Origin of the sequence: Pseudomonas sp. SWI36 (assembly GCF_002948105.1) — a bacterium.
Lineage (GTDB): Bacteria > Pseudomonadota > Gammaproteobacteria > Pseudomonadales > Pseudomonadaceae > Aquipseudomonas > Aquipseudomonas alloputida.
Genome location: NZ_CP026675.1, coordinates 5,606,855 through 5,625,057, shown reverse-complemented (window position 1 = coordinate 5,625,057; position 18,203 = coordinate 5,606,855). Strand labels below are relative to the sequence as shown.

Here is an 18,203-nt window from a genome sequence, read left to right as displayed (position 1 = left end):
CATCAACCCTTTAACGCGCCGGCAGTGAGACCGGAAACGATTCGGCGCTGGAAGATCAGCACCAGAATCACCAGCGGGACGGTGACCAGCACCGATGCGGCCATCAACAGCCCCCAAGGCAGCTCATGGGGGCTGCCGCCGGAAATCAAGGCGATGGCGACTGGCACCGTGCGTTGGGTGTCGGTGAGGGTGAAGGTCAGGGCAAACAGGAACTCGTTCCACGCTGCGATGAAGGCCAATAAACCGGTGGTGGCCAGGGCGGGCCAGAGCAGCGGCAACAGCACGCGGGTCAGCGTGACCCAGGGCGAAGCACCATCCATGATTGCCGCTTCTTCCAGTTCATGGGGCAATTGCCCCATGAACGTGGTCAGCACCCAGACGGTGAAGGGCAGGGTGAAAATCGTGTAGCTCAGGATCAACGCCCAGGACGTGTTGTACAGGCCCAGGGCGCGGACCACTTCAAACAGCCCCGACAGCACCGCGACCTGGGGAAACATGGAGACGCCAAGGACCATCATCAATACCGTCCCACGCCCACGGAATTTCACCCGGCCCAAGGCATAGGCAGCGGTCAGGCTGAGGAACAGCGCCAGCGTCACCACGCACAGCGCAACCACCAGCGAATTACCAATTGCCCGCAGGAATGAGGCTTGGTGAAGTACCGCCGCATAATTGGAGAAGTCGGGGTTTTCGATCCAGTAGCTCACCTCGAACAAGGTGCTGGACGGCTTCAGCGAAGTCACGATGGCGTAGTAGAAAGGGAAGACCGCATACAGCAGCAAAACTCCGATCAGACACCAGAATCCGAGGCGCAACAGCGATTTTTCCAGTAGGCGCTGGCTCATGATCGAACCTCCATTTGACGGCGTCCGAGGTAGAGATAAAGCATGGCGATTACCGCAACCACCAGAAACAGCAGAGTAGAGGCCGCGCTGCCGTAGCCAACATCCTGGAACTCCACCAGGTGTTGGCGGGCATAGACCGACATGCTGATGGTGCTAGAAGAATTTGAGGTCAGCACATAGATGACGTCGAATACCCGCAGGGAATCGAGGATGCGGAAGATCGCGGCCACCAACAATGCAGGCATCAACAGGGGAAGCGTGACACGCCAGAACACTTTCAGCGGATGTATGCCATCAACCCTGGCGGCTTCGTAGCAATCACTCGGCAACATCTGCAAGGCCGCCAGCATCAGCAGCGTGACAAAAGGGACGGTCTTCCACACGTCGACGATGATCACTGCCCACATCGACAGATCCGCATCTGCCGTCCAGGCCAGAGGCGCGTCAATCAGGCCGAGACTCAGCATCAGGTGATTGATGATGCCGAATTGGTCGTTCAGCATCCATGACCATATCTTCGCCGAGACAATGGTCGGAATCGCCCAGGGAATCAGAATCAACGCACGCACCAGGGAACGGCCGGTGAACTGGATGTTCAACAGCAACGCCACCAACAGCCCAAGGATGACTTCCAGTCCCACCGAAACCACAGTGAAATACAACGTGTTGCGCACAGCGTTCCACCATTGTGGATCGACCAGGATGCCCGACCAGTTGGAACCGTCGTAGAACAGGTAATTGCTCAAGCCTACGAAGGAACCGCCACTGCTGTCCGCCAGACTGGCATCGGTCAGGCTGAACCAGAATGTGCGCAGCAGCGGCCATGCCGCCACCAGGGTCAGACACAGCAACATCGGTGTCAGAAATAGCCAGGCGGCGCGTACTCGGCGACTCTGTATGGGCGTTTCCCTGGTGAGCAGGCGCTCGTCACAGGAGGCATGGGTAGTAGAGACAGGCATGGTGATTTTCTTCCTTGTGGCCTACCAGTTCCGGCGTTTGATGCGTGTGAGTTCGCTTTCCAGTTCGGCCAGCGCCTGTTCGACGGGCAACTCGCCTGCCAGAACGCCGTGCACTCGATCGAAGAACGCATTGGAGACCCGTGGATAGCGAGCGGCAGTGATTGAAGCGGGGCGCATGACCCCGTCGTTGAGAATGCTGTGCAGCTGAGCGTAATAAGGCATGGCCGCGAGCAGCTCGGGATCTCGATACAGCGACTCGATAACCGGGTTATAGGCGCCTATCAGGGCACGATGTTTTTGCTGCTGGGCACTGGTCAGGTAGCTCACCAGCTCGGCGGCAAGTTTGGGATGGGCGCTGTAGCGCGATATTGCCAGGCCCCAGCCTCCGAGGGTGGATGCATGGCTGCCGGCCTCGCCGCCGCGGGGCAGGGGAGCGACCCCGACCTTGTCCTTTACGGCGCTGTCCTGGCTTTGCACCAAGGCCCAGACATAAGGCCAGTTGCGCATAAACAGCGCATTGCCCGACTGGAATACGCCGCGTCCTTCTTCCTCGGTGTAATTGAGCACGCCACGCGGGGAGATGTCGCCTACCCAGCTTTTGGCCAGGGTCAACACCGCTCTTGAGGCCTGGCTGTTGACCACGATGTCGCCTCGTGGATTGACCAGGCCGCCGTCCGGTTGGCTGCTGATCCATTCCAGCGCGTTACACGTCAGGCCTTCGTAGGCACGCCCTTGAAAGATGTACCCCCAGGCGTTGGCGTTGCCGGCATTGCGCTCGGCCTGTTGTACATCCTTGGCGGTTGCGGTCATTTCCTCCCAAGTCTGGGGGACTTGCTTGTTGTATTTCTCGAGCAAGTCCTTGCGGTAATACAGCAGGCCCGAGTCGGTGAACCACGGCATCGTCACCAGCCGTCCGTTCACCGTGGCGTTGTCCACCTGCGCCTGGAAGTAGCCTTGGGTTGCATCGGCGGGTAGCACCTCGCGCAAATCCAGCAGATGTTTGGCCAGCATCCCCGGCCACACCATGTCGATCTGAATGATGTCGATGTCGCTGGACTGCGCACTGAGGATCTGTTGATAGAACGACAACCGCTCGGTTGCCGAGTTAGGCGTGGACACCACCTCGACGTGATTGCCGGTCTGTTGAGACCACGCCTCGACGGCCTCTTTGCACAGTTGTAATTCCGCGCCCACCGCACCGCAGGAAATCGTCAGATTGCCTGCGCTGGAGAGGGATGGAAGCCCGGCGCAAAGGGCAAGCAGTGCTGCTGGAAAGAGTGTTTTGAGCTGTTTCATGTAGCCCTCTTTATTTTTGTTTTTAGAAAAGTTAACGTTAACATCGCCAAATGTAGCAGCGTATTAGCGATGAGGCATCCTTTTTTTTGTGGATTTCGACAATCAACATTTCACGGAAAAAGAGGCCGGTCGCAGGACAAAAAATAAAAACAAAACAGGAAATCCCCCATGCAGAAAGCATCAAGCTGGGTACTCGCAGGCGTACTCGGCACCTCGGCGGCCAACGCTCAGGCCGCGACTCTGGAAGAGCGCATGGCCGCGTTTGAAGCCCGTGCCGCCGCTGCGGAAAAACGTGCAGCCGCCGCCGAACAACAAACCCAGGCGCTCGCCAGGGAACTGCAGCAGCTCAAACAGTCCACTGCCGCCTTGCAGCCTGCTGCGTCCACTGCGGCCACCACTGTGATGCCCAGTCTGGATACGCGGTTGGCAAAACTCGAAGCCCGTCAGCAAAGCATGGAGAAGGAGGGCAGCAGTACTGGACACCTCACCGACGGGTTCAGCTTCAAGGGGTACGCCCGCTCCGGATTGCTGATCAACGATGGCCTGGGGGGCGGGCGGGGCGGTCCTTATACAACGCCTGCCGGTTCAGTCGGTGGCGCAGTCGGGCGACTGGGTAATGAAGACGATACTTACATGCGTATAGACCTGTCGAAAGAAGCCTATGCGCAGAACGGCACCCATTCCAAATTCACGGTTTCCATTGCCGATGGCGTGGAAAGCTCCAATGACTGGACGGCCGCTGAAAGTAACCTGAACGTACGCCAGGTATTTGCGGAACTCGATCATCTCGCCGCATTCAAGGGCAATTCGATGTTCGAGAACGCCACCCTGTGGGCAGGCAAGCGATTCGACAGGGACAACTTCGATATCCATTGGCTGGACTCGGACGTCGTCTTTCTGGCCGGCACCGGGGGTGGTATCTACGACGTACAGATGAACAAGAACTGGCGCTCGAATTACTCGTTGATCGGGCGTAACTACGGGGATTTCAGTGAGGGCGGTCTCAATGCCGATGTGGAAAGCTACATCCTCACCTCCAACCAGTTCTTCGATAATGGTCAGTGGCAGTGGATGTTCAATGGCATTGGCTCAAAGAAAAACGACTTTGGCACTCGCACCAATGAAGCGGGCCTGAAGCCTGCGGACTCCGGCTTGCACAGCATGCTGGCCAACCACCAGAAAAACTTTTTCGGCAGGGAAGGCTTCTTCAAAACGGCGCTGCTCTATGGGCAAGGTCTGGGGGCAGAGGTCAAGAACATCGGCTCAGATGGCGAACTCATAGACGATGCCCGCGCTCTGCGTCTGGCACTTTACGGTGAGACATCACTTGCGCCCGACTGGCGTATCGGCCCCAGCGTGCTGGCCGAACAGAGCAAGGATAGATACGTCGAGGGTGACGACTACCGCTGGCTGACCCTGAATGTGCGCTTGGCCAATAAAATCAACAGAAATTTCGAGATGGCCTACGAAATAAGCTGGCAAACCATGAACCTGGACCCGAAGGATTATCTACAACGTAGTGCGGTCGACGGTAACTTTTGGAAATTCACTGTCGCCCCGACATTCAAACCTGAGGTTGGAGATCTTCTTACGCGTCCTGAATTGCGAGTGTTCGCAAGCTTCATGAACTGGTCTTCGGATCTGGACAGGTTCAGTACCACAGACTCCTTTGGCATGACGGACTTCGAAGGCGGAGGTGTATGGCAGTACGGTATACAAATGGAAACCTGGTTTTAATGTTTGAACGCGTGCGGCCAACATCTGCTTTGAGGTTGGTTATGAGAGCTTCACTAACCTCAACAAACCCTGCCTTTCATCAAAGCGCACTGAGTAAGTGATTACCGGTCGAATCTGATCAGCCAGCAGTTCCCTACGACAAAAAAATTGAGGAAATGACGATGGTATTGCCTCGCGCAGTAGTGTTTGGTGAAGCCCTGACCGATCTTGTCCAAGGCACTCCTGGGCAGTGGATGGGCTACCCGGGTGGTGCTCCCTGGAACGTTGCACGAGCGCTAAGTCGCTTGGGTGTCAGCAGCGCTTTTGCTGGATCGGTGAGCATGGATTCACTGGGTGACCAGATCGTTTCGCAGTCGGAAGCGGCAGCATTGGATATGAGGTTTATCCAACGGGTAGACCGAGATCCTTTGGTCGCCATCATTCCATCTAGCCGTCCTCCAAGGTACTTTTTTGCCGGAGATGCCGATCTGTTTTTTGATCCGGATCTGATGCCAGAAGGATGGATCAACCAGGCAGAGCTGTGTCATTTCAGTTGCATCAGTTTGGCTCGACAGCCACTTGCAGACAGGCTGGTTAAAATTGCTCAGCAGGCCAAAGAAGTCGGTAAACGGATTAGCTATGATCCGAACTGGCGCAATTTAATGGATAGCCATTATCGGGAGCAGACCTTCCCTAAGATGACCACTCTTGCTGACATGGTTAAGCTTTCCGACGAAGACCTTCGGCAAATTTATCCAGGGCTGACAGAACACCAGGCAATAGATGAGCTTCGCGCTCTTAATCCTCAGGCGCAGATTCTTTTTACTCGAGGGGAACACGGGATAATTCTCCATACCCCGGACAGCCAGCTCGAACAGCCGGCGATTGCCGTGAAGGTGGAGGACACGGTTGGAGCTGGAGACGCTTGTATGGCTGGTTGGCTGGCGGCGGAGCTGCTGGGGATCGCGGACTTGAGAGAGCGCCTGCAATTTTCAGCGGCTTGCGCATCCATATCTTGCCGCCATGCCGGAGCCCATGCTCCAGCGTTAGCTGATGTGGAAGGTTTGCTGCAACTGCTAAAACATACTTGATCAGGGTTGCTGGCGCCGAGGAGTCGTCTAAGTAAAAAGACGCGGCGCCGAATCCAAGGGAGCTCATGAGCATTTCTGACGTAGCATCTGGTTTAACATAATATGCATTATGAGCACCTTTGTATGGAGCTACCGGGGCCATGGGTGGGCAGATTTAAAGCCAGGCCACGGGCCTCGATTACTGGGCCGCAGATCAAGCTTGGACCTCAGCGATGTAACTCGGCACGAACGGATCCTGCGAGCCTCGTTCCTTGTAGTAGCCAACCACGTTGGCCAACGTCCACCGCAGCTACCTCATCAGCACCGGATCGGCAAATTTCCAGCTGGCCGACTCGTGCTGATACCGGCTGTTGGTGAACACATCGCGATGGTGAACACATCGCAATACCGCTCGAATGAGTGTTCCTGGCTGTTCAGGGCCAGGCTCTCGCGAATAGCTGCAGGCATCGCGTGAAACAGTGTCAGCAGATCGTGAGCGTCACGCTTTTGTTTGGGTGGAATCTTGCCGATTGACTGCAGGTATTGGTGAGCCGTTTTGAGTGCTTCGACGTCAAGCTTATAGGTTTCGCCGGACGTACCTTCGTGCTGATCTGGCACGGAAATAAAGCTTTTCAGCAGGATTTCCATACCGATCGCTGCATTGACCATGGCGACATGCAGGAGGTTTTGGGCGTCTAAAAGCTCAGCGGCCTTGAGGTAGTAACGGGCGCTTTCAAGCATCCAGCCTGGAAAGTGAGTCATTAAATGGTGGTCGTTGGTGGTGACTGCCGCCGGAGGTAGCTCATTCTTGAACGCTAGCGTGCAATCGTGGCGTTAGCGATAACGCATGAGCTACCCCTAGCTCAACAGATGAGCTACCCTGCCCTTATAATATGAACACAAGAAATAACTACGCTAAATATTCATTTAGTAGAGTTACACTCAATAAGTGCCTTATTCTGATATCGACCAGAACTAAGTTGTTTACCGTCAAACCCTGCCCTGATGACGGCTGCGAAACGCTTCCGCAACATTAAACACTCCCATACCAACAAGCATCGCGAGCACAAATAGCCAGGCTTGCCAGTACCCCCCGGCGAGCAACACCAGCACCGGCCCCGGACATACGCCGGCAAGCCCCCAGCCTATGCCGAAAACCAGGCTCCCGCCGACGAGTCGACGGTCGATGTCGCGCCTGGCAGGCAGCTGTATCTTACCTCCCAGCAAGGCCGTGGTATGACGTCGCGCCCAAGTCATCGGCAACAGTGCGGCACCTATCGCACCCACCATGACCAGTCCCAGCGACGGGTCCCACTGCCCGGCAATGTCGAGAAACCCCAGCACCTTGGCAGGGTTTGCCATACCGGATAGCAATATCCCCATGCCGAACAGCAACCCTGCGATAAAGCCACTGATCCGCTTCATTTCATGCTCCTGAAAGTACATGCCTGACCACGAAGACCGTGGCAAAGCCTGCTGCCATGAAGCACAGCGTCGCCACTGCAGAACGAGGCGACAGGCGTGACAAGCCACAAACGCCATGGCCACTGGTGCAGCCACTGCCATAGCGGGTACCGAGGCCTACCAGAATTCCCGAGACCATAAGCAGCCAAGGCGCCACACTGAAATGAACGGGAGGCATTGCTGAGAACAGTTGCCAGGAAAGTGGCGCGGCAATGAGTCCCAGCAAAAAGCACACTTTTTCGCCCCGCCCTTCCCCGCCACTTTGCAGCATAGAACCGAGCAAACCGCTGATGCCCGCGATGCGCCCGTTCGCAACGGCGAACAGCCCGGCGGCCAAACCGATCAATGCCCCGCCTGCCAATGCCGACCACGGCGTGAAGGCAGCCATATCAACAAACATCTCAGCGCTCCATTGTCGAATCAGAGACAAGAAAAGATGCCATCTTAATGAAGTCAGCTGACGGGTGCAGACCTGATCGTCAGGATGCTGCACGGTGCATGGCTGACAAGCCGCTCGGTGGTATCGCCGATCACCTTGGCCCAATGCCTGGGCTGCACGGCGCCGACCACCACTGCATCGATTTTCAGCGTGGCGATGTAGGACTTGATCACGCGCAGGGGCGCACCTTCGCTGAAATGCCGGTGCGTGTGAGCGATGCCATGTGCATCGGCCAACGCATCGAAGGGCAGCTGCAGTGACTCGCGTAATTGGTTCGCCCAAGGGCCTGCAAGGTCAGGGTTGGCCAGCATGGCGATGGGCAGGTCGTAAGCCGACAGCAGGTGCAACTGCCCCTTGCATTGAGTCGCCAGTTGCTGACCTGCCGCGACCAGGGCATGGTTGAGGGCGTCGTTGTGTGGCGACGGGTTGGCGACATCCACTGCGACCAGAATGTTGTGGGGGATGGCTGGGGCATCCGCCGGTACGAACAACAACGGCGTCTCACTCCCATGCAGCAGCGCCTGGTCGAGCGAGGTCCGAGCGATCTGCTCGAGCAGGGAGTGGCCCGGGCAGCCCTTGATCACTAAATCAGGTGCGTAGCGGGCAATGCACGCTGGCAGCTGATCACGCGGATTGGAGGTTTCAACTGCCTCGAAACCTGGCCGAGCCCCAACGAATGGCTGCTCATCCAGCAGTGCTTTGAGTTCGGTACTGAAATGCATGAACGAGGCCGAATGAAGTGGGGCCTCCTGCAATTCGTGAGGCAGGCGCAGTGCACCAGATTCATGGATGCCCAGTACATGCAAACTCGCACCCGCCGCCGCAGACAATGCCATGGCCCGGGACAGCGCGGCATTGGCTTGGGCCTCGGTCATGATAAGCAGAATCCGGCGATACGGCTTCATGGGTACCTCCCGGCGCGTTGCCTGGGTTGCATGCGCTGTCATTATTGAAGCAGGTGCTGGTTCGTTCTTGATAAATATCAATGCCCCCAGGCGCCACTTTGCACCTGCTAGTGAAGAAATCCTAGCGTTGCTGCCGCAGGCCAATGAGCTACCATCCATGCGTTGGTCGACAACTTGAAATGAACCGCCCATCAGGGCAAGAGTGCAGGCGATGCTCACTGTCACGCTGATCAACATGCTGGTCGTGATCCTGGTGGTGATCATTCACTACGAATGCTTGCTGCGCCTGAATGACTGGCTACCCCGCCTGAAGCTCTGGAGCCGGTTTCGCATCGTGGCGGGTGTGTTTGGCGCACTGCTGGCCCATGCCATTGAGGTCTGGTGCTTTGCCCTGGTGTATTACCTGATGGCCCATGCTGACGGCTGGGGCACACTCAGCGGCAATTTCGACGGGAGTTTCCTGGACTGCGTGTACTTTTCCTTCACCACCTATACCACCATCGGTTTCGGCGACATCACCCCTGGTGGGCACCTGAAATACCTGACTGGCCTGCAGGCATTGACCGGCCTAGTGCTGATCACCTGGACCGCTTCGTTTCTCTTCCTGGAAATGCAGAAGTACTGGAAAGCCAAATAGCGGCGGTTCCAGTCGTCGGGCTGCGGCGTCCAGCACCAGGGCACCCACAGGCGGGCCGGTTCAAGACGCGGTTGCCTGGGGCTCCTCGGGCAGCAGGTCGAACTGTTCAAGACAGCGCTGTTCATCATCGGCAGTGAGCACCTTCAAGCCGCTCACTTCCTGCATGGGGGTTTCGAACAAGGCCATGCGCAGCACCCCGTTGCGTTCCATGAAGGTCTGCGCCAGGCACGTGCACACCGGTTTGCCGACAAGCGCGGTGAGTTTTTCATCTTCGGGTATATCAACTTGAGCCTGCAGGTTGGCCTCGCAGTTCGCCACGATCTGCGTCACTGAGCGCCCTGCCAACCACAAGGTGCCCGTGCCCAGCAGGGCCAGGCACAACAGCACCACCAGCAGGATGTTCGATTCCCGAGCCACTGAGCGAAGGAACGCCAGTCTGGCCTGCCAGCCTGTCTCCTGGCCGTTGAAAATGGCTTTGCCAACGGTGCGCTTCACGCCCCGCTGCACCGCCCAGCCTAGCGCCACGCTCAAGGTCAGCAAGGCCAGCATCACGACCGGAGTGTGCATGGGCAGGCGCCAGGTCGGGCTCAGCCCGCGATAGGCCGATGCGGCGAGGAGTAACACAAGGATCGCTACGATCCAACCCAGGCTGCCCTTGGGGCGATGCAACCACGCTCTGAGTTTCGCCCTAGCTTGTGTGTTCATGAATACCTCCCGTGCCAGCCTGGGCTCTGTATGAAAAGCCTTGATACTCGGTGATGTTGCGTGGAAAACAGCCTCTAGCGAACAGGGTCGATGGCAACCGTTTCCTGATATTCAGGCACGCACACCTGCCAGCCGAGTTCGAGGCTGATCCGCCGCCGCAAGGTGTCGGCAGCGTGTGGCTCGCCATGAATCACATAGGTCTGACGGGGTGGCCGGGTGAACCCGCGCAACCATTCCATGATTTCATCGGCATCGGCGTGCGCAGAAAGATTCTCCATCGCGTGCACCTGTGCACGGATGGGCACATCCTCGCCGTGCAACCGCACACTGTGGGCGCCCGCGACGATATCGGCACCCCGCGTCCCCCCGGCTTGAAAGCCGGAGAACAGAATGCTGTTGCGCGGGTTTGGCGCCAGTGCCTTCAGGTGGTGAAGCACCCGTCCACCGGTCGCCATGCCACTGGCGGCGATGATCACTGCGGGCTCGCGCAGCTGGTCCAGGTGCCTGGACTCATCGACCGTCCGGACGATGTGCGTGCCTCTGCACATGGCGGCGCACTCGGCTGCGGTCAGCCGATGCTCACTGCGGTACTGCTGGTACAGGGCGGTGGCGTCGGTGGCCATCGGACTGTTCAGGTAGATCGGGATATCAGGGATCAGCCGGTCGCGCTTGAGCGTGTACAGGTAATACATGAGCAGTTGGGCGCGGCCAACGGCGAACGAGGGTACGAGGGTAATGCCATGGCGCAGGAGCGTTTCGTTGATGACCTTGGCCAGGTACTGCTCGGTCGATTCGGCGGGATGCTGGCGATCGCCATAGGTAGATTCGATCAACAGCACGTCCGCCGTCCTGACCAGCTCAGGCGCACGCATGATCGGATCCTGAGGGCGGCCGAGGTCACCCGAAAACAGCACGGTCTGCCCTTCGGCGCTGATCTGGACCGTGGCCGCTCCCAGAATATGTCCGGCGGTACGCAACAGCAACTCCATGCCCTCGGCGATCATGGTCACCTGGTGTAACGCTACGGGGCGAAACAGTGCCAGGGCACGTTTGGCATCCTGCTCGGTATAGAGCGGTTGCGCCGGCGCATGCTTGGAGTAACCGTGGCGATTGGCATGTTCGGCCTGCTCTTCCTGCAGCCGCGCACTGTCGAGCAAGAGGATTTCCGCCAAGGCGCAAGTTGCCGGCGTGGCGTAGATCGGCCCGCGGTAGCCTTCCCGAACCAGCACAGGTAAATAACCACTGTGGTCAAGGTGGGCGTGGGTCAGCACCACCGCATCAAGTGCCCGCAACGCCGGGGGCAGCGGCTGCCAGTTGCGCAGGCGCAGTTGCTTGAAACCCTGGAAGAGCCCGCAGTCGACCAATACCCGCGTGCTGTCACGGGTCAACAGGAATTTGCTGCCGGTCACGGTGCCGGTGCCGCCAAGAAAAGTCAGTTGCATGGCCAAGGCTCCCAACTTTCGGCTATTTGGGGATGAACGGCGAGCACACTGCACGGTGGGCGGCTGACGATACGCTCGGTGGTGTCACCCAACAGTTTGTCCAGGCCTTTGGGCTGTACCACGCCCATCACCACCGCGTCGATGTCCAGGGCAGCGACCTGTTCCCGGATCACCTGTACCGGGCCTCCTTCCATGAAATGTCGGCGGTCCGGCGCGACGCCTTCGGCATCGGCCAGCGCTTCGAATGGCTCCTGCAGTGCCTCGCGCATCTCGTCGATCCAGGCCTGGGAGACATTCATGTCCGAGGCAAATACCCCTGCCAGGTTGTAGGCCGATAGCAGATGCAGGTGCGCGTCACACTGCAACGCCAGCGCCTGGCCAGCACGAATCAGTCCACGATTGAAGCACGCCTGGACGGCAGGGGTCTCGCTGAACGCAGTATCCACGGCGACCAGCACACGCCGCGGCAATGAAACGGCCGCCGCCGGCACGAAATGGCTGACGCCTTTGAAACCTCGCATCAGCGCACAATCCAGTGGGGTGCCGAACATGCGCACCAGGGCCGACGCGGCTTCGCTGTCCTTGATGACCATATCCGGCTGCAGTTCACTGATGTAATCGATCGCTTGGCTGCGGATATCCTCCGCATTCAGGCTGTCGACCGTCAGCGTCGTACCGCTGCCCCGATGCCGTTCGACCAATCCCGTCAACTGAACGCGATAATGCTGGTACTGGCGCTTGATATCGGCCTCGTTCAGCCGCTCTTCGCGCAGAAGGTGCTCCTCGCTCGGCTCGAACAGGCCCAGCACATGCACGCTGGCGCCGCTGACTTGCGCCAAGGCAAGGGCTCGGCGCAAAGCGGCGGAATGCGGATCGACCTCGGTCAGCAGCACCAGCAATTGTCGATATTGCCCCATGGTGAACCTCCGCGCTTTCGTCAGTGGGTGTGATGCTGACGATATTCCGCGCACAGGATCGCTACTGCTTGATGCAGATCAGAAAACCGCTACCCAGCCTGAACTTGATGATTGTCAGAACCGAACCGGCCCGCCACGTTAAAACAGCTGCACCAGACACTGATCAGGCAACGGGAGGCGTCATGAACGGGCAGCAGACAGCACAGCCACAGACCTGCGAACACTGGGTCGAAAACCTCGAGGACGGTTCGGCGGTGCTGATCCGCCCACTGCGCGAGGAGGACCGCGAACGGGACAAGCGTTTTCTGAGCACAATCGCATATGAATCACGGCGCTTTCGCTTCATTGCCGGACTCAGCGGCGGCTTGCCTAGCTTGGACACGCAAGACATGCCCGTGGACTACCACCAGCGCATGGCCTATGTCGCCTTGGTTCATGTAGACGGTCAATTGCAACAGATCGGCGTCAGCCGCTATGCGGGCATACCAGGCAGTCAACGTTGCGAATGTGCAGTGGCGGTCAGCGAAGACTGGCAGCGCAAGGGGTTGGGCAAGCGCCTGATGCAACACCTGATTGCAGCCGCACGGCGCAATGGCTTTCAGTGCATGGTCTCCAGGGATCTGGCCAGCAACTATGCGATGCACCGGCTGGTCAAGGCACTGGGCTTCACCTCCCGCTACCCCGGCGGCGATGTGAGCGAGATTCTGCACGAACTTGACCTGCGGCCTTGAAAAGACAAGGCCCTTGCGGGCCTTGTGCTTCAGCCTTGGGAGCGCTCTGGAGAAATCACCAGCACACTGCTGGACAACCGATGCATAACGCGCTCGGCAGTACTGCCGATGAACCAGCCGATGCCACGGTGGTGATAACTGCCCATGACCAGTACGTCGATATCATTGTTATCCATGAATATCGCCAGGGCCTTTGCCGGGTCGCCTATGCGCATATGGCGGTGTTCGACGGCGATGCCGTTGCGTTCGGCAAGCTCCTGGAAGGCAGCGCTTTGAGCGTCATGCAAGGTCTGGGCATCGTTTGAATCGAACAGGAACGAATGTTCCCGGCTGCCGCCGGCGTCCAGGTACATGGAACCCAAGTCGTAGGCGTACAGCAACTCGATCTGGGCATTGCACTGCAATGCCAGCTTCAGCGCTTCGCTGATGATCTGGTCGTTGAAGCCTTCAAACTGATCCTCCGGCCTGGACAGGTCCACCGCCGCCAGAATCCTGCGTGGCAACGCATGGCTGGCCTTGTGTACCAAGTGCAAGGGTATTCGCGTTTCGCGCAGCAACTGGATATCCAGCGAGGTAAACATTGCGCGCATCCACCAAGGCTCATGCTCGAGCTCTTTGATCAGCATGGCAAACGGTTGCTCACGCAAGTGTATCAGGATCTCATTCAAGGGCTGCTGCACCCACACCACCTCGGTTGTGACGGTGACACCATTGCGCCGCATCGGCAACGCCTGGGTTTCCAGCCATTCACGGTGCTGCTGCACGTAACCCTCGCGCATGACTGCCAGCGCCTGTTCATTCACCAGGCCCGCCGTGGCAAGCCCTTCCACGTAGTCGAAAGCCACGATGTGCAGCGCCATCCCCTTGGCCTTGGCCAGCGCAGCAGCCCGGTCATAGACCGGGGTTCGGCGCATCAGGGGCGAGGCGATCAGCAGCAGTCTTTGCGGAGTTTCCATGGCACACCTCTGAGGTTGCGATACGTGGGTAAAGCATCTGCCAGCTACACGTTGCGAACTTGATGTTTATCAACTCGAGGCACCTACCGACCAATGGCATTGCCCATGGCGCAAGAACTTGACGCCGATCAATGTCTCGACACTGCGCTGGCGCACCCTGTAGCCATATCAACATTCACCTCAGGCGCCGCAGGCGTGCCATGGCGTTAACGCCCTGAGCTTCACCTGCGCTGCCGGCAGGGACGCCTTCATTCTGCATTGTCTAGCGATACATGCTTTGGAGGCCCTGATGAACGTTTACGTCGAGAAGAGCACTGAGCAGGGACGCTGTTGGGTGCGCATGGATGACTGGCGGGTGGGTTTCAGTACGGCTGCCGAAGCCGAGCGATTTGTCGAACGGCTTACAAGCCGCCTCAATGCCCCCCACTCGCGGGACATGCTTGCTGATTGGTCGCCCGTCGGGCTCGGTGCGCGTAATGGCGCGGGGGCCCAAAGGGGCCTCCGAAATGCGAAGGAGGCCCGAAAATGCCTGGCCAGCTGAAGGTCACCCTGCTCGACTCACCCAACCCTTTGCCCAAGGCAAACCCTATTCACCTGAAACCGCTGGTGAACCACTGCATGGATTGCCGGGTAAGCGGCCTGTGCCTCCCCACTGGCCTGCCGGTTGACGAAAACAGCTGCCTGGGCGCGTTGATAGGCCCACGCATGCGCATTCGCAAGGGCGCCGCGCTGTTCAATGCCAACGATCCGCTGACCATGCTCTATGCCTTACGCTGCGGCAGTTTCAAGACCAGCCTGAACAGCGCCGAGGGGCAAGGCGTGGTGATCAACTTCTGGATGCCGGGCGATGTAATCGGCCTCGATGCCATTGCCACAGAGCACCATGTCTGTGACGCCATTGCCCTGGAAGACAGCGAAGTCTGCCCTGTCCCCTATCGCCGCTTGCAAACCCTGGCGCGTGAGTTTCCGGACCTGCAGCAAAGCCTGAATCGCCTGATGAGCCGGGAGATCGTGCGTGAGCACGGGCGTGTGCTGATGCTGTGCAACCTCACTGCAGAACAGCGGCTGGCCAGCTTCCTGGTGGGGCTCTCCAGGCGCTTCGTCAGCCGCGGTTACTCTGCCCATGGCTTCATGTTGCGGATGTCTCGTGAAGACATGGCTTCGTACCTGGGTTTACGCCTGGAAACCGTGTGCCGATCCGTCGCCCGTCTGCGCGCGCTGGGTATCGTCGACCTGCATGGCAGGTTGGTAGAAATTCTTGATATGCCTGCACTCATGGCGCTCGAACAAGGTGGCGGTGAGTGTGAGGCCAAGGGCCCCTGAAGGCACCCTGCTCGACGCCGTGAATGTTGGCCGCGGCACTGTGAGGCGAGCACTCCCCTCAAGCCAACCCGCCAAAACGCTTGTAAAAACTCTCGCTCACGTCCGGCAATGGGCCATCTGCCGTCTCCAGCGCTGCATTCAACCATTCTTCGGCTTTGGCAAACACCAGTCTGTAGAGGTTACGGCACAACTGTCGCGCAGCCCTTCCCTCCCAGTCCCCTGGCAGCAGCTCATCGGGCAGTTGTGGGTCGCGCAGCAGCAGGCGGCGGTATTCGTGAATCAGCAGCGTGCGCGCCAGGAAGCAATCTTGAGCATCCAGCAACGGCTGCTCTTTCAAACCTTGCCACAGCGGCCTGAACAGCTGGATAAACTCGCTGTATTGCTGCCCCAGTTCGTCGATACGCCAGCTTTCCCGCACCTGGGCGCGCATCGCCTTGGACGCGAGTACCTCTTGGGTGTGGGTTTCGAAGACGATACTGTCGTCGCCCGCCTCAAGATCACGCAACGTGGCCACCAGGTCGGCACGGTCTGCCCGTGGGCAACCCAGCAGGTTCGGCGCCATGACACCAAACCCCTGCCACTCCAGCTCTTCACGCACGGCCTTGCGTTTACCCGCCTCGAGTTGCGACAGCAACACCAGTGTCCAGGCCCCGTCCCAGGCTGGCTGGCTCGGGCTATAGACGCGCTTGAAGGCTTTTTCGAAACGCCGACGGCCAGTGCCTGTCAGGCTGTAATAACTGCGTCGGCCCACCTTTTCTGCAGTGAGCCAACCTTCTTTGGTCAGGCGAAAGATCGACGTGCGTATCAGCCGTTCATTGATGCCGATCGGCTCCAGCAGGTTGATCAGGCTACCGAGCCAGACTGTACCGCCGTGCGGCTCGATGGCATCGCCGTACAACGTGATGATCAGGGAACTGGCGCGGATTGGCGTCTGCTCCTGAAAGCGGGTGATCAAGTGGTTCAGTGGGGCGAGATTGCTCATGGGCGAACTGTGCGCGGATAAAGCATCGACTATACCTGTGCGGCGGGCCGCCTGGCCATTGCGTGTCACTGCCAGGCTCATGCGCTCGCCTGGCCCTTGGGCCTGACCCCGGTGTCTTCCATGCGCGGGCGTCCCGGCTCTGCCTCGGCCAGCGGCGGGCATTCGACCATGCTGTTCATGCAGCGCTGCGCCAGGTGCTGGTACTCCGCCGTCCCGCGCTGTTTCCAGGCCAGCTCCTGCTCGCTCAGTGGGCGTTTGACCTGGGCTGGCGACCCCATCACCAGGCTCTGCGCCGCGCATTCGAAGCCAGCTTTGACGAAGGCGGTGGCCGCGACGATGCAGCGTGGTGCTACATGGGCGCCATCCATCACGACGGCGTTCATGCCGATCAATGAATCTTCGCCGACGCGACAGCCGTGCAGCACGGCGCCGTGGCCGACATGCCCGTTACGTTCCACTACGGTGTCGCCCCCCGGGAAACCATGCATCACGCAGGTGTCCTGCAAGTTGGCGCCCTCCTCCAGCACGATGCGGCCGAAATCGCCCCTGAGCGATGCCAGCGGGCCAATGTAGCAGCGGGGGCCGACGATGACGTCACCGATCAGGACTGCGCTGGGGTGCACGTAGGCTGTCGGGTGAACCACAGGCGTCAGGCCGTCCAGTCGATAGCAAGGCATGGCAACACTCTCGAAATGATTTGAAATGTCAGTAGATCTTGTATCAGATTCTGTTTGGTCGTCAATCGTGTATCACTTGTGTTGAGTTAATGCTGCAAGGAAAAAACCCGCTATAAATACTAGGAAATGCCAAGGTTAAACGATTCTTCAGCAAGCATTGCACTGGAGCTGTGATCATAGAAAAACAAAAAAGAGATACGCGAAATCATTTTGTACCTTGCATTACTGTATCGCATAGAGCATATACTGACCTCACCTGGTCGTGATCCCGCATTACGTCCCTGCAAACAATTCCAAAAAATGCCGGCCAAGCGATGTGCCGTGCGTGCAGCCAGAGGAACCCGAGATGCCGCGATATATCGATGTGCAGGCGCCCGAACATGGCGTTCAGCTCATTACCCTGCAACGGCCCGAGGCCTTGAATGCCCTGTGCACCGAGCTACTGGCAGAACTGGCCGCTGCGCTGCAGGCTGCCGGGAACGACGAGCATGTCCGTGCCATAGTGATTACCGGCAGCGCCAAGGCATTCGCCGCAGGCGCCGACATCGGCGAGATGGCCGATCGCGACCTGGTCGGCATCCTCAATGACCCGCGCGTAGCGCATTGGCAAAGCATCGCCGCATTCGCCAAACCGCTGATTGCCGCAGTCAACGGCTATGCCCTGGGTGGCGGCTGCGAACTTGCAATGTGCGCCGACATCGTCATCGCCAGTACCGACGCCCGTTTCGGCCAGCCGGAAATCAACCTTGGCATCATCCCCGGTGCTGGCGGTACCCAGCGCCTGTTACGTGCCGTCGGTAAGCCGTTGGCCATGCAGATGGTGCTGACGGGGGAAGCCATCACTGCCCTCCGCGCCCAGCAGGCCGGTTTGGTCAGCGAAATCACCCAGCCCGAACTCACCGTAGAACGCGCCATGCAGGTTGCCCGCAGCATCGCCGCCAAAGCGCCGCTGGCTGTGCGCCTGGCCAAGGAGGCGTTACTGAAGGCCGGTGATACCGACCTGGCCAGCGGCCTGCGCTTCGAGCGCCATGCCTTCACCCTGCTGGCGGGCACCGCCGACCGCGATGAAGGCATCCGCGCCTTCCAGGAAAAGCGCCAGGCCCGTTTCCAGGGGCGCTGAACTTCATTCTCTCGACTGA

General features: G+C 58.9%; 19 protein-coding genes. 6 read left to right on the top strand and 13 right to left on the bottom strand.

The window, feature by feature from the left end:
* Nucleotides 1-2 precede the first annotated feature (2 nt).
* From C4Q27_RS26850 to C4Q27_RS26840, 3 genes are read right to left on the bottom strand one after another with little or no spacing between them, the layout of a single operon-like run.
* A complete protein-coding gene (locus C4Q27_RS26850; RefSeq protein ID WP_104887655.1) occupies nucleotides 3-845 on the bottom strand; it encodes a carbohydrate ABC transporter permease in 843 nt (280 codons plus the stop codon).
* On the bottom strand, nucleotides 842-1,804 hold the full coding sequence (locus tag C4Q27_RS26845) for a carbohydrate ABC transporter permease (protein ID WP_104887654.1): 963 nt from the start codon (nucleotides 1,802-1,804) through the stop codon (nucleotides 842-844). Before C4Q27_RS26845 ends, C4Q27_RS26850 begins: the two co-directional genes overlap by 4 nt.
* 21 nt (nucleotides 1,805-1,825) lie before the next feature.
* On the bottom strand, nucleotides 1,826-3,100 hold the full coding sequence (locus C4Q27_RS26840) for an ABC transporter substrate-binding protein (protein WP_104887653.1): 1,275 nt from the start codon (nucleotides 3,098-3,100) through the stop codon (nucleotides 1,826-1,828).
* Nucleotides 3,101-3,268: 168 nt separating this feature from the next.
* Here C4Q27_RS26840 and C4Q27_RS26835 point away from each other — a divergent pair, with 168 nt between their 5' ends.
* Together C4Q27_RS26835 and C4Q27_RS26830 are read left to right on the top strand one after the other, a co-directional pair.
* The gene (locus C4Q27_RS26835; RefSeq protein WP_104887652.1) at nucleotides 3,269-4,837 is read left to right on the top strand and encodes a carbohydrate porin; all 1,569 of its coding nucleotides are present in this window, start codon (nucleotides 3,269-3,271) and stop codon (nucleotides 4,835-4,837) included.
* A gap of 161 nt (nucleotides 4,838-4,998) precedes the next feature.
* Nucleotides 4,999-5,907 carry a carbohydrate kinase gene (locus C4Q27_RS26830; protein ID WP_104887651.1) on the top strand — a complete coding sequence of 303 codons (909 nt, stop codon included), beginning with the start codon at nucleotides 4,999-5,001 and terminating at the stop codon, nucleotides 5,905-5,907.
* 297 nt (nucleotides 5,908-6,204) lie between these two features.
* Here C4Q27_RS26830 and C4Q27_RS26825 read toward each other — a convergent pair whose 3' ends face one another.
* The 4 genes from C4Q27_RS26825 to C4Q27_RS26810 all read right to left on the bottom strand — a co-directional run bounded on the left by C4Q27_RS26825 (nucleotide 6,205) and on the right by C4Q27_RS26810 (nucleotide 8,694).
* Complete coding sequence (locus C4Q27_RS26825; protein WP_256599856.1) at nucleotides 6,205-6,648, bottom strand: hypothetical protein; 444 nt, start codon at nucleotides 6,646-6,648, stop codon at nucleotides 6,205-6,207.
* Nucleotides 6,649-6,876: 228 nt separating this feature from the next.
* Complete coding sequence (locus tag C4Q27_RS26820; RefSeq protein WP_104887650.1) at nucleotides 6,877-7,311, bottom strand: DUF6691 family protein; 435 nt, start codon at nucleotides 7,309-7,311, stop codon at nucleotides 6,877-6,879.
* Between the two features lies 1 nt (nucleotide 7,312).
* Nucleotides 7,313-7,750 (bottom strand): YeeE/YedE family protein, encoded by a 438-nt coding sequence (locus C4Q27_RS26815; protein WP_064492067.1) that lies wholly within the window; start codon nucleotides 7,748-7,750, stop codon nucleotides 7,313-7,315.
* 53 nt (nucleotides 7,751-7,803) lie between these two features.
* The gene (locus tag C4Q27_RS26810; protein WP_064492066.1) at nucleotides 7,804-8,694 is read right to left on the bottom strand and encodes a universal stress protein; all 891 of its coding nucleotides are present in this window, start codon (nucleotides 8,692-8,694) and stop codon (nucleotides 7,804-7,806) included.
* Between the two features lie 211 nt (nucleotides 8,695-8,905).
* On the opposite strand from C4Q27_RS26810, the gene C4Q27_RS26805 reads away from it, so the two are divergent.
* Nucleotides 8,906-9,331, top strand: a complete 426-nt coding sequence (locus C4Q27_RS26805) for a potassium channel family protein (protein WP_104887649.1) — start codon at nucleotides 8,906-8,908, stop codon at nucleotides 9,329-9,331.
* A 60-nt stretch (nucleotides 9,332-9,391) separates the two neighbouring features.
* Here C4Q27_RS26805 and C4Q27_RS26800 read toward each other — a convergent pair whose 3' ends face one another.
* From C4Q27_RS26800 to C4Q27_RS26790, 3 genes are all read right to left on the bottom strand, one after another.
* On the bottom strand, nucleotides 9,392-10,036 hold the full coding sequence (locus C4Q27_RS26800; protein WP_081273226.1) for a hypothetical protein: 645 nt from the start codon (nucleotides 10,034-10,036) through the stop codon (nucleotides 9,392-9,394).
* Nucleotides 10,037-10,110: 74 nt separating this feature from the next.
* Nucleotides 10,111-11,478 carry an MBL fold metallo-hydrolase RNA specificity domain-containing protein gene (locus C4Q27_RS26795; RefSeq protein WP_010954170.1) on the bottom strand — a complete coding sequence of 456 codons (1,368 nt, stop codon included), beginning with the start codon at nucleotides 11,476-11,478 and terminating at the stop codon, nucleotides 10,111-10,113.
* Entirely contained in the window at nucleotides 11,469-12,395 is a 927-nt protein-coding gene (locus tag C4Q27_RS26790) for a universal stress protein (protein WP_064492064.1), read from the bottom strand. The genes C4Q27_RS26795 and C4Q27_RS26790 overlap by 10 nt, the downstream gene beginning before the upstream one ends.
* A gap of 182 nt (nucleotides 12,396-12,577) precedes the next feature.
* Between C4Q27_RS26790 and C4Q27_RS26785 the strand changes: the two genes are divergently transcribed.
* The gene (locus C4Q27_RS26785) at nucleotides 12,578-13,126 is read left to right on the top strand and encodes a GNAT family N-acetyltransferase (RefSeq protein WP_104887648.1); all 549 of its coding nucleotides are present in this window, start codon (nucleotides 12,578-12,580) and stop codon (nucleotides 13,124-13,126) included.
* Between the two features lie 29 nt (nucleotides 13,127-13,155).
* Here the strand turns inward: C4Q27_RS26785 and C4Q27_RS26780 are convergent, their stop codons facing one another.
* Nucleotides 13,156-14,082 carry a universal stress protein gene (locus C4Q27_RS26780; protein WP_064492062.1) on the bottom strand — a complete coding sequence of 309 codons (927 nt, stop codon included), beginning with the start codon at nucleotides 14,080-14,082 and terminating at the stop codon, nucleotides 13,156-13,158.
* Nucleotides 14,083-14,607: 525 nt separating this feature from the next.
* On the opposite strand from C4Q27_RS26780, the gene fnrC reads away from it, so the two are divergent.
* Nucleotides 14,608-15,405 carry a Crp/Fnr family transcriptional regulator FnrC gene (gene fnrC / locus C4Q27_RS26770; protein WP_064492060.1) on the top strand — a complete coding sequence of 266 codons (798 nt, stop codon included), beginning with the start codon at nucleotides 14,608-14,610 and terminating at the stop codon, nucleotides 15,403-15,405.
* 58 nt (nucleotides 15,406-15,463) lie between these two features.
* Here fnrC and paaX read toward each other — a convergent pair whose 3' ends face one another.
* The gene (gene paaX, locus C4Q27_RS26765) at nucleotides 15,464-16,387 is read right to left on the bottom strand and encodes a phenylacetic acid degradation operon negative regulatory protein PaaX (RefSeq protein WP_177410047.1); all 924 of its coding nucleotides are present in this window, start codon (nucleotides 16,385-16,387) and stop codon (nucleotides 15,464-15,466) included.
* 77 nt (nucleotides 16,388-16,464) lie between these two features.
* Nucleotides 16,465-17,064, bottom strand: a complete 600-nt coding sequence (gene paaY / locus C4Q27_RS26760) for a phenylacetic acid degradation protein PaaY (RefSeq protein WP_010954164.1) — start codon at nucleotides 17,062-17,064, stop codon at nucleotides 16,465-16,467.
* A 346-nt stretch (nucleotides 17,065-17,410) separates the two neighbouring features.
* On the opposite strand from paaY, the gene paaF reads away from it, so the two are divergent.
* The gene (gene paaF, locus C4Q27_RS26755; protein ID WP_104887647.1) at nucleotides 17,411-18,184 is read left to right on the top strand and encodes a 2,3-dehydroadipyl-CoA hydratase PaaF; all 774 of its coding nucleotides are present in this window, start codon (nucleotides 17,411-17,413) and stop codon (nucleotides 18,182-18,184) included.
* Nucleotides 18,185-18,203 lie beyond the last annotated feature (19 nt).